The following is a 14,870-nucleotide window of genomic DNA, read 5'->3' on the forward strand; positions in this document are numbered from 1 at the left end:
ATATTAGCCATTAATTATCCAACAATAGGAACCGTCATTTCCACGTCTCCGTCCATTACCGGAGTACCGGCATTTTTCATTTCCACTAAATGGTACTTCAGCTTCAGAGCGTAATACCTCAATTCCGTCGGTCCCATATCACTCATATCACTGATACCGGTAACCTCTATAAATTTGGCATACTTGGCATCACTATATTCACCCAAATAGTACTTGACTATATCGGATGTCCACCAGGAAGGAGCTATCGCTTTAGAAGTAAACGCCAACCGTTGGCTTCTCGTGTTATTCACCGGTCCTAAAGAAAAATCTTTCGTCGGTGCCAACTTCAATACCACCCGTACCATCTGATTTGCTAACTTTGCCGTTTTAATCAACTTAACCACGAGGGTATCCTTTTCTTTACCGGCTTCCCACGTTTGATCCGGTTCATAATCAAAATCAGTTCCTTTCACGGCAGTAGACAAACTCTCGTCTACGTCTACGCGATAAGCCATGTTTTCTTCCACGGGCATTCCTGCAAATGCCAGTTCCAAATTTATCTCATGCGTATCTTCTCCCGGGTAAAAGAAAAACGATTCGGTAATACTATCCGCCGTTATCCCTTTCGTAAAATACACAAATCTATCTGAATCGTAAGTCGTAAATTTATCCTCGGAACAAGCCCCAAGAAAAGACACGAATACCAGTATAAAAACTATATATCTCATTTCTACCTATTTAAAATTAACAGACTTAAAAAGCACTTTCCTCACTCTTCGGTACAGGTAAATAATTATTATTCCTAAAATCAATATTCTGCTTGCCATCAAAGATAGGAAGGTTCAAACGCTTGAACATATAGAAAGACTGTCCCTCCGCGATAAACTCTTTCCGGGCATCCGCCAACATGGCCTGTATATATCCCGCTTCCGTGGTAATTGTATTCAAATCGTCCGTTGAAATATCTCCCCGTGCACTTCTTACTTTCCGTAACAATTCAACTGCTTCATCCACTTTCCCCACGGAAGCCAGGTATTCCCCTTTTATATAATACAATTCGCTTTTTCTGATCACAGGCAAATAGGCAACATCCAAGTTTGTCCTTCTATTCTTGACAGAAACATAATCCGAACCTATTTGCATCAACAATTTTTCAAACCGACCGTCAATCTGGTTCCGACTTGGGAATACTTGAGTTATATTTCTCAAGTAAAGAGGATGTTCCGAGGTTAAATAAGGCGCATAATATTCACCGACCTGTTTATTATAAAGGTTAAAAATCACATCACCCAATAACCGGCATTCACCCGCCGGAAGATAATCCATTTGATCGAATCTCCACTCTTCCCCACGTCCTCCCATTTTCAACATTTCCTCAATCACGTCATAGGCTTTTTTCTTCTCGCCCATGTAAGCATAAACCCGAGCCAAGAGAGCATTCACGGATACCATATTCATACGGGAACGTTGATGTCCGAAAAACTCCGCATATTCACTCTCGTCACTCCAACTTTTCCAATATCCACCCATCACGACCCACATCCAAATCACTTCCTCGCGCCAGCTTTTACTATAAGAAACAACAGAATCCCATTGAACCATAAGCGAATGTGCCTCCAACAAATCTTGCTCTACATTTTCCAATACCTGCTTCACCGTCATTTTGTTATTAATCACGGATTCAGAATCTTTCACGTAAGGAATCCATGTTCCATTCTCGTTTTGGGCAGGCGAGGGAGCAAATAACCGAAGTAAGTCGAAATGGATAAAAGCCCGCATAGCCAAAGCCTCCCCGTGTATTTTACATTTCTCCCCTTCCCCGTTTTCAAATATGCTGTTAGAAGCTTTCTCCACATGTTCGATAATATTATTACAATCCGCGATTACCTTATACATACCGGACCAAATACCATCTGTCAAAGAAAGTACATCGCTCGTTTCATACAAACGGTCGTTCACATCCTGGTAAACTTGATCTAAATTTTCTTTGATATAATATTGTCCCAACACATCCACTAACCCCCACGTCAATTCCTTCCCGTAGAGATTTTGGGCAGACAAACTTTTATAAATACCGTTCACTTGCATCCTGAAGCCGTCCCCGGTAGAATACAAATCATCACTGCTAATTTGAGTTTCCGGACTCACGTCAAACCAATCATTACAACCGGTCATCGAGAAAGCAACCAACAAACCCATAATGTATTTTACTGTCTTCATATCTTTATCTCATTTTAGAATCTAACATTCAGGGAAAAATTCACCGAGTTGGCATACGGGTAACTCAATCCGCGTTCCGCCTTTACCGTGGAAAGTCGCCATAAATCATTCGTACCCACTTCCAAGCGAACATTGTCTATACCGAATTTCTTCAGTTTCTCGCTTCCTATCTCGTACCCGATAGTCATTGAATTCCATTCCAATATATTCTCGCGTTGCATAAAACGGGAAGTCGGATTCGTGGTTTGACTCTCGCTTTTTATATCCTTATACATCACCACGTCACCAAAGTTTTGCCAACGTTGAGCCAAAGCACGGCGGTCAACATTAAAAGTCCGTATCTGCGCGTTCTCAACCTTTTGGATTAACGTCTCATTATAAAAATCCCCCCCGAACTTATAAGTGAAACTCGTGCTAAGCGTAAAATTCTTCCATCGCAGATTCACCCCGAAAGCACCGGTTCCCCACGGGAGTTCATCCCCGATATTCTGCATTTCCGTTGCCCTCCACTCGTAACCGACAGTTCCGTCACGATAAACATACAATTCCTCTCCTGTTGCCGGATCAATACCCAAAGACTTCAACCCGTATTTAGCCGAAAGAGACTGTCCTTCCTCGTATTTCGTCATTACCCGATTCAGATTCGGTTTATCTTCATCCCAAAAATTCCTTATCTCTTGATTATAATACTCGTTTACCGCATCATTATAAGCTTTTTGGGAATCGGATATTTCCTTTATTACATTCTTGTTATGCGCCATATTAGCATAAACAGCCACATACCAATCCGAAGTCCGAAGCAATTGAGTTCTAAGTTGCAACTCGAACCCCCGGTTCTCCACCTTACCGACATTAGTCAAATACGTGGTAAATCCCGTTGAACTAGGCAATGAAGCATCATTAATCAAACCGTTTGTCACTTCATTATACCAAGAAAATTCAAGATATACCAAGTCCCTCAAAACACCTAACTCAAATCCCATGTCAAGCTTATTTGTCTTTTCCCACTTCAAATTCCGATTTCCCCGCGTAGTCATTAAGCTTGTAGCCGGACCGGACACATACCATTCGTCAGTATCAATCACGTGAGAGGGAACCGCCGCATAAGGAGAGAAGTTCACGTTACCTGTCTGCCCGAAAGAACCACGCACCTTCAAATGGTTGATAAAACCGAACTGTTCCATAAAAGGATACTTGTGTATGTTCAAACCGACACCGGCAGACAGGAATGGTGCGTATCTTTTATCAGAACCGAATTCAGAAGAGCCATCAAACCGGATCGTGGCATCAACCAAATAAATATCCCGATAAGAATAGTTCAATCTAAAATACACACCAAACAAACGCGATTGCGTTTCACTAAAATTCGGTTTATAAGGCATATCACGGGCAAACTCCGGCGAAGAGAATTCCGCGGATTGAAATCCTTTATAGGTCCCCGAATTGGAATTATTTTTAGAAGTCCGGACTTCGACCCCACTGGATAAATTTATATTATGATTTAATATTGATTCGTTATAAGAAACTGTAAATTTTCCCTCCCAGGAAATAGATTCCCTATCCGACTTGGTCAAACTGCCTACATAACTCCTATCATCCCCGTACTGCAAATTATTATATACAGACAAGGGATCAATAAATTTTTCTCTTTTATTCATCGATTGGGATACACTCGCCTCCGCCCTAACCCATAAAGTAGGCTTTATATACCAATTGACACTTAAGTTATCGGTTAACGAATTCGTTTTCCCTTTATCATAACTCCCCAGTTCTGCTTCGTACAACGGATTTATACGTTCATTAGCCATAATCTGCGACCAATTCAAGTGACGTAACATCTTACCATCCTCGTCCCTGTATTTCTCATAAGGCAACAATTTCGTATAAGTTGAAAAATCACCATAAGGAGATTCTTTTTCCTTCGTCACGCCATACGTGATCTTATTGGTTACCTGAACTTTCGGGGTCGTGTACAGCATAGAGAACCCCACGTCAATACGATCCCGGTACGAACCCTTCATAACCCCGTTTTCATTATTATAACTGAAATCTATACCATAGCGGAATTCTTTATTTCCCCCTTCCAGGTATAAACTATGTTTGTGATTAAACTCCGAACGCAACGGTTTGCTCAACCAATAAGTATCCACCCCTTCGATAACATTTTCCAATTTAGCTTGATATTCTTCTAGCCTCATCACGCCTATCCATAGTGCCAAGTCAGAAATATCATACATTCCTGATGCCACCTCCGCTTCCAGTTTCTCTCTCGCGTTCATCAGATTATAATCGTGCAAATTCGGCATAGATACTGTCCCTACCATATTATACGTTACTCGCACTTCTCCTGATTGGGGTGCCACAGTGGTAATCACGACTACACCGTTGGATGCACGGGAACCGTACAACGCTGTTGCCGCGGCATCTTTCAATATCGTAACACTTTCAATACGGTTCGGGTCCATATCATACACCTTCTGGATCGTCGTTTCAAAGTTATCAAGAATAAAAATCGGCAAATTAGGATTATTTTCCAACGCGGATTTCGACAGAGAATTCCGATCCAAATCCTTGACCCCGATACTTGATTGCCCGCGAATCTGCATTTCAGGCAAAGCATTCGGGTCTGATCCCCACTGGTTATTCGTCTTGATACGGAATGAAGGATCGAAAACTTCCAAAGCCTTTATCACGTTCGTTTTAGACACGTTCAACAATTCATCCCGCTTCACGGTCACAAAATTACCCGTGAAACTAGTCTTTCTCACGTTTCCATATCCCGTCACCACAACCTCATCCACTTCCTTCGTGTCCGGTTTCATTCGTACAACAATCTCTTTGTTAAAATCTGTCATCACCACCTCCCGAGTCTCGTATCCCACGAAACTTACCAGCAAGTAAATGGTATCCATTTTAGGCAGATTGAACACGAATATTCCTTGGTTATTGGAACTTCCCCCGATGTTCGTTCCACGCACGACAACCGTTGCACCCGGTAACACCTCCCCTCTTTCATCCAACACTTTACCACGCAACGTCACTGGTTCTATCGTCTTCTGCCGTTTCTGGATCACGATCATATTTTGGAAAAAACGAAAAGTATATTCCGTTCCCTCCAGGCATTGGCGAAGGACCTCGGACAAAGAGACAGCTTTAAAATCATGCGTCACAGCCGGAATCTTCTTCATCTCCTCATTATTATACAAAGTTTCATACTTTGTATGACGTTTAATGTAATTAAGCACATCGACAAAAGGGGTCTCCTTAAATTCCACGGTCAATCGCGGTTCATTAGCAGACTGCGCATAGCAAATCCCGATGTTAAAAGACTGAAGAACAAAAAACAGAATAAACACGATACCTGTTGTCTTCTTCATCATCAGTAAATTAGACTTCTTTTTTTTCATGTAGATTAGTTTTAGATTCATAAAAAATGAAACCCGCGTTTTACTTCGTGTCCCACCACATTGCTTGCGCGGGCTTCACCATCATTTGTATGTTAGATTTATAGGTTAGGAATTACCAGCTATTGATTTTTAAAGTTTTTAATTGTAATTACTCCGTCACTTAATATAAATTGCATATCTGTCGTCGTACTCATCCACTCCAGAAAAACCTCCAACGGATGATCACATAACAAGGCTCCCGTGAAACATCGTTCCCTCATAACAGGCGATTCATAAAGGACTTGCACGTTATACCAGCGACATATTTTCCTCATTATTAAATCCAATCGTTCGGCGTCAAAAGTAATCTTCCTATCCACCCAGGCAACGACAGCATCCGTGTTCACTTTTTCCACGTGAATCTGCTCCGGTGATATAGAAGCTTGTTCCCCGGGTTTCAACAAAACAGACACTTTTCCCGCAGTTGTTCTCACTTTCCCTTCTATCAAAGTGATCCGGGACATCGGTTCCTCGTCATAACTCATCACGTTAAAAACCGTACCTAAAACATCCACTTCAAAATCTTTTCCCGACACGATAAAAGGTTTACCCGGATCTTTTGTAACTTCAAATAAAGCCTCCCCCTCCAAGTACACTTCCCGGACTGAATCCGCAAAAATAACCGGATATTTCAAAGTAGACTTGGCATTAACTGTCACCCGTGTTCCATCCGACAAAACAAGCGATTGCATCTTCCCCGTCGGAACGATCAACGTGTGGTATTGAATAGAATCTTCCAACACACTATTTTTCAATCGCGAATAATCCAGCGTCGGCATCCCCGAGGAGCGGAATATGCCTATAGAATCCAAATGCGAAATCGGAATAATCTCTGCCTTTTTGGACAAAGCAACAACCTGGTTATTAGGCAACACCAAACGGACACAATTTCGATCCGCTATCTGTTGCACCATCGCCATATTTTCCTTACACTTGAGCAAAGAAGACTTGCTATCTTCTTTCAACAACAACCAACCCGCCGTCACGAATACAAGAACGCAAGCGGCAACATATCCCACTCTCCTCAATCTTCTATTCACACGTCTCAATTTTTGCTTTCTCCTGATTCGTTTCAAGAAAATAGCAAAATCAGCAACGGAATCATACTTCTCGTGTTCTTTAAATCTCCCCATTATAAAACGGTCATTTTCCAAATCTCTTTTCAACTGCGCCCATTCCAGATCTGCCAGTAACTCGTTCAATTTTTTCTCTTCCGGAAGAGTGAGAGCCCCCGACCAAGATTTAAGAAATAAATCCAATATCTTATATATTCTATCTTTATCCATAACCATCTAAAGAATACTCGAACATTCACTTGGTATTACTTTTTTATAGAAAAAAACTAAGTTCTTCTTTTCGAGAACAAACCTTTCATCGTCCCCTCCGGCGAAGCCAGATGACTACTCCGGCTAAAGCCAAAATAACCGGGACAACAACCATAAAGGTCATTTTCCAAACCTCCATAGCCGGCTCCGAGATATACAACTTCCGGTCTATCGGTTTCTCCCGAGACGCATGAATAGGAAGTTTCTCGTGAGACAACCAATAAAAACTAGAACGAACCAACACGTTTGCAAAATTCCGGACCTCCCTTCTCCCGGTAGCCAATTCCCCGTTACTGAAACAATCCGTATTCCCGATGACCACAACCCGCTGTTCCTTTCCATTCACCTCGCGGCTTACAGCCAAAGTAGACGTAAAAACCCCATCCTTATCACCGCATTCCGGATTATACACCACAGTATCGTTCACGAAATCCGTCGTCCCCATCTCGTTCCAACATCCCACGGAATCCGTCTCGAGCAAAGATGTATACCTCATTCCCTCGACAGGCGTATATTCCAACCCTACACATCCCGGAAACGCTACACACCCCTCATAAACACGGATCATATTCAATCCCGGAAAAAGATTTATACCCTCGTCAGTAGGTAAAGCTTGAATCAAATCTGCTTGCAAATCCCTCGTCGGCTGAACCAACCTCCCCGGTAAAAAACGAACTCCAAAGGGCTCAACAATAGAATTCATCAATTCCTGTCTTTCAGGACCACCAAGAATCAATAAATTTCCACCTCTAGCGATATAGGCATCCAAGTTCACTTTCTCCTTCTCGCTCAAGGAAGACCTCAATTCCGAAATCACGAGTATATCAATATTATCACCAATGGGGTGGCTCGCACTCACCTCCTCTATATCAAACCCTTGGTTGATCATCGCTCCCCGGTAATCCTTGTCACTGGAAAAACGTTTAAACTCACGGTCTCCCTCCTTGTAAATATTACGTTCTCCATGCCCGACGAGAAAACCGATCGTGGGCGATTCCAATACTAATCGCCTAAACGCAACCGTAATCTCACTTTCCATGGGATAACTTCTCCACCCCCCGTGATAATAGAAACGCAAATATGCCTTTTGCCCATTCTCCCGCTCGATCACGCGGATCGTCCTATTCCCTTCGCCACTCAAATCCTCTATCCCCTTCATCTCCTCCGGCGACCGGAAAATAGAGAAAGGCAACCCGTAATTTTCACAGATTCGTTTCGCCCGTTCCTCGTCATTCATATCCGGATATTGCTCATCCAACTCCTTATTATTCGCATTATCGTAAAAATACACATATCGGAGTTTCATATCCGGTTTAAACCGGACATAAGGACGCAACACTTCTTTATCTTGATTTATATTCTCGGGTAGTGTTTCCCAAAAATCCTGGTCTAATACATTCGTGTAAGTCGTTACGGTAACTTCGCCATCCAACAATGCGATAATATCCTGGCTACTCTGGCTTAAAGAATTACTCTTCGTGTACGTGGCGTCATAATATCCCATCAACGTGGAGCGGGAACTCAAGTACCCGATTCCCATTGCCAGCACGAAAACCCCTAGGTAAGCCCCCCAACGTGTCGTCCAGCCCCGCCGCTGCACCCGATTGATTAACCGAAGTGTCGTCCACGTCAAAAACATTCCGATCACGATTAGAAAATAAAGCACATCCTCACTGCAAATCAATCCTCGAATAAATTCTCCCACTCTCCCCTGCATGGACAACCAGTAAGTAATGTCCCGCACGAACTCGTAATTCTGCCACAACATTCCCACGTAATTCAGAATCATCAAGACTAACAATGTCCCAAAGGCAGCGACAACCTGATAAGAGGTCAAACTGGACACAAATAATCCAATTGCGGAATAAGCACACAATAACAAGTAAATACCAAGTATCCCGGCCAACACGTAAGGCACATCCATATTCTCGATCGTGAACAAACCGAACACCACGTAAAATAGTATCACCCCTATCATTGCCAATCCGAATGCCATCAAAGCCAGATATTTCCCTACAACAACTTGAACACTTCGCAAAGGTGCCGACTGCAACAACTTTATCGTTCCCCCGCTCAAATCCCGACTAATTATATTCATCGTTAACAAAGGAATATAATAGAAAAGATACCCCTGCATTTCTGCGAACAACTTCCCAAATATACTCGTTACCCTCCCAGCTTCATACCCCATCGCCTGGTTCACCACGATCCCTTCCAGCAAATCGGATATCATCATCCCCACCTGGTAAGCGAATATCACCAGCAATAACCACGCCACCGGCGAGAAAAACAAAGACTGCAACTCCATCTTTGCTATTTTAAACACCATCTTCATAAACTCACGATTTTAATGTTTCTTACTCTTGGCGGACAACTCCGCGAACACGCTATCCATCGAGCTCTTCTCCGCACGGATCTCAAGCAACTGCCAGTTACGGGCAACGCTCGTCTCCACGATCTTCAGGATCGCCTCGCGAGAATCCGAGAAACTCACCCGGTAATTCATCCCACCCGTGTTCTCCACATCAACCACGCCCGGAAGTACCTTCAACTCTTCCACTGACGGCATCGAAGCCAACGTCACGAAAATCGTGCTCGGGACAATATAATTGTCAAATTCCTCCACCGTACCCGAGAAAACGACCTGCCCCTCCTCGATCATGCGGATGTAATCACACGTCGCCTGCACCTCAGACAAGATATGTGTCGAGAGAATCACGGTCCGGTCTTCCCCGATCTCCTTGATCAAATGACGGATCTCGATGATCTGGTTCGGGTCCAAGCCATTCGTCGGCTCGTCCAATACCACGAAAGCGGGGTTATGGATGATCGCCTGCGCGATCCCCACCCGCTGCTGGTAACCTCCCGACAGGTTGCGAATCAAACGCCGGCGGAAATGGCTTACCCCGCAACGCTCCATCACCTCCTTCACGGAACGCCCTACATCTCCCTCCGGGATACGGCGGATATTCGCCGTGAACGTCAAAAACTCCTCCACCGTCAAATCACCGTACAACGGCGGCTTTTGCGGCAAAAAACCAATATGACGCTTCGCTTCCACCGGATCGGCACGCATACTCACTCCCTTGATATAAACTTCTCCCTCCGTCTGTTTCAACACACCGCACATGATATTCATCGTGGTCGACTTGCCCGCACCGTTTGAACCCAATAAACCATATATCCCATTCTCCGTGATCTCGAAATTTATATCCCGAATAGCCCATTGAACACTGTAACGATGTGACAAATGTTCCACTCTTACAATTGATTTTTCCAGTTCTTTCATCTTCCTCTTCTTCTAAACCATACAAAAATAGCTGCCAGCAACAAGCCAACCGGCACCATCCACTTAAACACGATCTCGGTTACAGCCACGCCGGTTTTACCCAAGAACAATTTATTATCGATTGATTTCGGACGGCGCACGTCTACCGGAGCCTCCCCGTCAGACAACCATTGGAAAGACCCGAGAATAATATAGAAATTTCCCCCTTCGATCCCTTCACGGGGCTTAAACAATTCCACGTTACTGATACAATCCGCATCCCCCAGGATCACAATCTTCTGTTCACGTTCCCCCATCGGGCGCGATAATCCCAAGAGTGTCGTGTATTGCTGTTCCACCTCTCCTCTCGCCGGGTTATAGCAAACCGTCGAATCAATAAAATTCGTCGTTTCCAACTCGTTCCATACTCCCGTGGAATCTGTCAGCAATATCGGCATCACTTTAAATCCTTTATCCGTAGAATACGTCAATCCCGTGGCACCCGGCATAGTGGCGCTCATTCTCCAATCCTTCATCGTCCCGAAGAAATAAGACAACTCCCTCGCCTCTTCCGTAGGTTGCGATAGTACTAAGTCGGGCTGGAAATCTTCCGTAGGTTTCACCAGTACCCCCTCGACAAACTCAACCCCGAACTGTTCCACCAATGGATTCATCAGGGCTTGCCTACTAGACTCTCCCACAATAAACAAATTGCCTCCCCGGTCTATATATCGCTGTAAACGTTCCATCTCCTCTCCGGTCAACGGTTGCTGCATATCGGCAATCACTAGAATATTTATTAATGTAGGAATATCCTCGTTCAACATCACTTCTTTCACGTCGAATCCCTGATTCAACAAAGCGTAACGGAAGCGTTTATTTTGAGCGAAACTCGCGTAATCACGATCCCGGTAACGGTTTATATTCCGCTCGCCGTGTCCCGTCAGGAATCCCACGGTAGGCAACTCCATCACCATTCGCTTAAATGCGGCGGAAATCTCCGCCTCGCCCGGATCTCGCATCATGTCATCAAACTGCCGTAAAAACATTTTCTCTCCGCTCTCCCGTTCCACCTGCCGCACGAAACGATTATCTTCCGGTGTTAGATCAATAATCTGTTTGATCTGTTCCGGATTCAAATACCTCGAAAACTTAATCTTGAACGAGGCGGCAATCTGCCTTGCCCGCTTCTCCATCGGCAAATCCGACAAGAATCCCTTTTCTTTAGTATTCATCACCGAATCGTAATAATACACATATTTCATCTTGATCTCCGGCTTAAAACGAAGATACTCGCGGAACTGATACATGTCACTATTTTGGTACTGCGGAAGAGCTTTCATAAAATCATCATCCAGCAAATTACTATAAGTTGTGATCGTTAACCCGCCATTCAGCTTCTTCACGATCTCCTGACTATGAGGCGTCAATGTCAGGCTCTTCTCCCGCGTCATATCAAGATATCCCATCAATGCCGGACGGGAACTCACATACGCGATAAGCCCCATTAACAGGAAAACACCCGCATACTTCATCAAACCTTGCACCCACGAGCTTCTTTGTACTCTCGAAGACAGACGCACAATAGAAAACCACACGAACATCGCCGGAAACGTGATGAAATAAGCGATCTCCTCGCTACAAATCATACCACTAATGAACGTCCAGGCATGTCTCGGGAGCGACAACCAAAAAGTAACATCCCGCACGAAATCAATATCTTGCCAAATCCGATCCACGTAATTCAAGAACGTCAAAAATACCAATGTTGCCACAGCCGAGATGATCTGGTAAGAAGACAACGTCGAGAAAAACAACCCGACAGCCGCATAAGTACATATCAACAAAAAGAAACCAAAAATCCCGGTAAAAATCTGCAACACGTCAAAATGCTCTACCGTGAACAAACTAAAAATCATATACGCGACCAAAATAGACACCAGCACAAGGGCAAAAAGCACCATCGACAAATACTTCCCGAGAACAATCTGCGCATTCGTCATGGGCGACGAATACAACAGCTTCATCGTTCCCCCGGCAAGATCTTTACTCACCAACCCCATCGTCAGCAAAGGAATATAAAGGAAAAAATACCTATATACTTCTCCGAACAACCTGCTGAAAAGATTGGAACTGATATACGAGGGATCATAACCCATCGCCTGTTGTTTCTCGATCATAGTAACTGTACCCGTGAAAATAAGACCACATTGAAAAGTAAATATGATCAACACCAACCAAGCCACGGGAGAATAAAACAACATCTGTAACTCGGTCTTCGCTATTTTATAAATCATTCTCATAACCTAAATTTTAAAATTAACGCCAATACTCAACGGCCCCTCCGCCGGAGCCATATCAGAACACCCACAAGAGCCAGCAAAACGGGAACGACAACCATGAACACAATTTTCCACCCCTCCATCGCAGCTTCACTAATATTCAACTTCCGGTCCGTCGGGTCCGCCCGGGAAGTATTCACAGGCAACTCCTCGTGAGACAACCAGTAGAAACTCGAATGAGCGAACGTGTAATTGAAATTGCGGATTTCCCGCCTGCCAGTGGCAAACTCCCCGTTACTCAAACAATCCGTGTTTCCCGAAATCACGATCCGCTGCTCTTTGCCATTCACCGTACGGCTCAAAGCTAAAACAGTAGCAAACACTCCGGCACGATCACCTGCCCCTGGATCATACACCACAGTGTCCCGCGTGAAATCCGTCTCTCCCGTCTCGTTCCAACACCCCACCGTATCCGTCGACAACAACGGCGTAACCGTCACACCCTCAACGGGACGATACTCCAACCCCACGCATCCCGGCATGGCAACACATCCCTCGTACTCCCTGATCGTCTTCAATCCCGTCCAAAACCTCACTCCCTCGTCTGTCGGCAACGACTGTATCAAATCCGCCTGGAAAAGTTCCGTCGGCTGCACCAGCTGTCCCGGTATAAACTTCGCACCGAACCGCTCGATAAGCGGGTTCATCAACTCCTGCCTCCCGGGTCCTCCCAGGATAAAAAGGTTGCCGCCCCGATCGATAAAAGCATCCAAATTCACCCGTTCTTCCTCGCTTAAAGGCGATCGCAATTCCGAGATTACCAAAATATCCACACTATCCGGAATCGCCCTGTCGGCACGCACCTCCTCGATATTAAACCCTTGATTCACCATCGAACTTCGGATATTCTTGTCACTCGAAAAACGCTTGTATTCCCGGTCTGCCTCCCGGTTTATATCCCGCTCGCCATGCCCGGTAAGAAACCCGATCGTCGGTACTTGCATCACCAAACGCTTGAAAGCGGCCGAAATCTCCGCCTCTCCCGGGGAATCTTTCCACCCCCCGTGGTAATAGAAACGCAAATACGCCTTCTGCCCGTTCTCCCGCTCGATCACGCGGATAGTTTTGTTTCCCTCCCCGCTCAAATCCTCGATCTCCTTCATCTCCTCCGGTGAATGGAAAATAGAAAAAGGTATCCCGTAATTGTCACAAATACGCTCAGCCCGTTCCCGGTCATTCAAATCGGGGTACCGCTCATCCAGTTCCTCGTTATTCGCATTATCGTAAAAGTACACATAACGTAACTTCATGTCCGGTTTAAAACGCACGTAATCCCGAAAATTCCCTCGATCATGACTGATATGCTCGGGTAAGGTGCTCCAGAACCCCTTATCCAACACGTTCGTGTAAGTCGTGATCTTCACCTTTCCATCCAACAACTTCACGATATCCTGACTCGCTTGGCTCAAGGTATTTCCTTTCGTTCTCGTGGCATCGTAATACGTCATCAATACCGGGCGGGAACTCATGTACCCCAATCCCATCGCCAGCACGAACACGCCTAGATAAGCCCCCCAACGTGTCATCCAGCCCCGCCGCTGTACCCGGTTAATCAACCGAAGCGTCGTCCACGTCAGGAATATAGCCACCACTATCAAGAAATAAAGCACATCCTCACTGCAAATCAAACCGGAGATAAACTCGAAAACCCTTCCCCGGATAGAAAGCCAATACGTCACGTCCCGCACGAACTCGTAATTCTGCCCCACCTCGCCCACGTAATTAAACGCCACCAGAATAAACAACGTGCCAAAAACCGACACCACCTGGTAGGACGTCAGGCTGGAAACAAACAACCCGATAGCCGCATACGCGCACAACAACAAGTAAAGCCCCAGTATCCCCGTCAACACGTAAGGCACATCCATATTCTCGATCGTGAACAAACCGAACACCACGTAAAATAATATCACACCCATCATTGCCAACCCGAACACCATCAGGGAAACATACTTTCCCATCACCACCTGCACGCTTCGCAACGGTGCCGACTGCAACAATTTTATCGTTCCCCCGCTCAAATCCCGACTGATCAAATTCATCGTCAACAACGGGATATACAAATAAAGAGATCCTTGAATACCCTCCGCCAACTCGCCAAACACGCTTGTCACCCTCCAAGCCCCGTAGCCCATCGCCTGGTTCACCACGATCCCTTCCAGCAAATCGGATATTGTCATCCCCACCTGGTAAGCGAATATCACCAGCAACAACCACGCCACCGGCGAGAAAAACAAAGACTGCAACTCCATCTTTGCTATTTTAAACACCATCTTCATAAACTCAC

General features: G+C 45.0%; 8 protein-coding genes. All 8 read right to left on the minus strand.

Going from position 1 to position 14,870, the window contains the following annotated elements; all coding sequences use genetic code 11:
* Window positions 1-14: 14 nt before the first annotated feature.
* The 8 genes from BN8899_RS17565 to BN8899_RS17600 all read right to left on the minus strand — a co-directional run bounded on the left by BN8899_RS17565 (window position 15) and on the right by BN8899_RS17600 (window position 14,862).
* Window positions 15-710 carry a DUF4843 domain-containing protein gene (locus tag BN8899_RS17565; protein WP_065220354.1) on the minus strand — a complete coding sequence of 232 codons (696 nt, stop codon included), beginning with the start codon at window positions 708-710 and terminating at the stop codon, window positions 15-17.
* Between the two features lie 25 nt (window positions 711-735).
* Window positions 736-2,202, minus strand: coding sequence for a RagB/SusD family nutrient uptake outer membrane protein (locus tag BN8899_RS17570; RefSeq protein ID WP_065220355.1), 1,467 nt, complete (start codon window positions 2,200-2,202; stop codon window positions 736-738).
* A 14-nt stretch (window positions 2,203-2,216) separates the two neighbouring features.
* Window positions 2,217-5,609, minus strand: a complete 3,393-nt coding sequence (locus BN8899_RS17575; RefSeq protein WP_065220356.1) for a SusC/RagA family TonB-linked outer membrane protein — start codon at window positions 5,607-5,609, stop codon at window positions 2,217-2,219.
* 119 nt (window positions 5,610-5,728) lie between these two features.
* Window positions 5,729-6,934 (minus strand): FecR family protein, encoded by a 1,206-nt coding sequence (locus BN8899_RS17580; protein ID WP_187376945.1) that lies wholly within the window; start codon window positions 6,932-6,934, stop codon window positions 5,729-5,731.
* Window positions 6,935-7,019: 85 nt separating this feature from the next.
* Window positions 7,020-9,308: a Gldg family protein gene (locus tag BN8899_RS17585; protein WP_065220358.1), complete on the minus strand. Its 2,289-nt coding sequence runs from the start codon at window positions 9,306-9,308 to the stop codon at window positions 7,020-7,022.
* A 12-nt stretch (window positions 9,309-9,320) separates the two neighbouring features.
* Window positions 9,321-10,253 carry an ABC transporter ATP-binding protein gene (locus BN8899_RS17590; protein ID WP_065220798.1) on the minus strand — a complete coding sequence of 311 codons (933 nt, stop codon included), beginning with the start codon at window positions 10,251-10,253 and terminating at the stop codon, window positions 9,321-9,323.
* A gap of 5 nt (window positions 10,254-10,258) precedes the next feature.
* Window positions 10,259-12,544: a Gldg family protein gene (locus BN8899_RS17595; protein WP_065220359.1), complete on the minus strand. Its 2,286-nt coding sequence runs from the start codon at window positions 12,542-12,544 to the stop codon at window positions 10,259-10,261.
* 29 nt (window positions 12,545-12,573) lie between these two features.
* A complete protein-coding gene (locus BN8899_RS17600) occupies window positions 12,574-14,862 on the minus strand; it encodes a Gldg family protein (protein WP_065220360.1) in 2,289 nt (762 codons plus the stop codon).
* Window positions 14,863-14,870 lie beyond the last annotated feature (8 nt).

Source organism: Butyricimonas sp. Marseille-P2440, assembly GCF_900091675.1.
Lineage (GTDB): Bacteria > Bacteroidota > Bacteroidia > Bacteroidales > Marinifilaceae > Butyricimonas > Butyricimonas synergistica.

Coding starts and splice junctions, on each gene's coding strand:
- BN8899_RS17580 (WP_187376945.1), bottom strand. CDS start 6,934: ATGGATAAAGATAGAATATATAAGATATTGGATTTATTTCTTAAATCT.
- BN8899_RS17595 (WP_065220359.1), bottom strand. CDS start 12,544: ATGAGAATGATTTATAAAATAGCGAAGACCGAGTTACAGATGTTGTTT.
- BN8899_RS17585 (WP_065220358.1), bottom strand. CDS start 9,308: ATGAAGATGGTGTTTAAAATAGCAAAGATGGAGTTGCAGTCTTTGTTT.
- BN8899_RS17575 (WP_065220356.1), bottom strand. CDS start 5,609: ATGAAAAAAAAGAAGTCTAATTTACTGATGATGAAGAAGACAACAGGT.
- BN8899_RS17570 (WP_065220355.1), bottom strand. CDS start 2,202: ATGAAGACAGTAAAATACATTATGGGTTTGTTGGTTGCTTTCTCGATG.
- BN8899_RS17565 (WP_065220354.1), bottom strand. CDS start 710: ATGAGATATATAGTTTTTATACTGGTATTCGTGTCTTTTCTTGGGGCT.
- BN8899_RS17600 (WP_065220360.1), bottom strand. CDS start 14,862: ATGAAGATGGTGTTTAAAATAGCAAAGATGGAGTTGCAGTCTTTGTTT.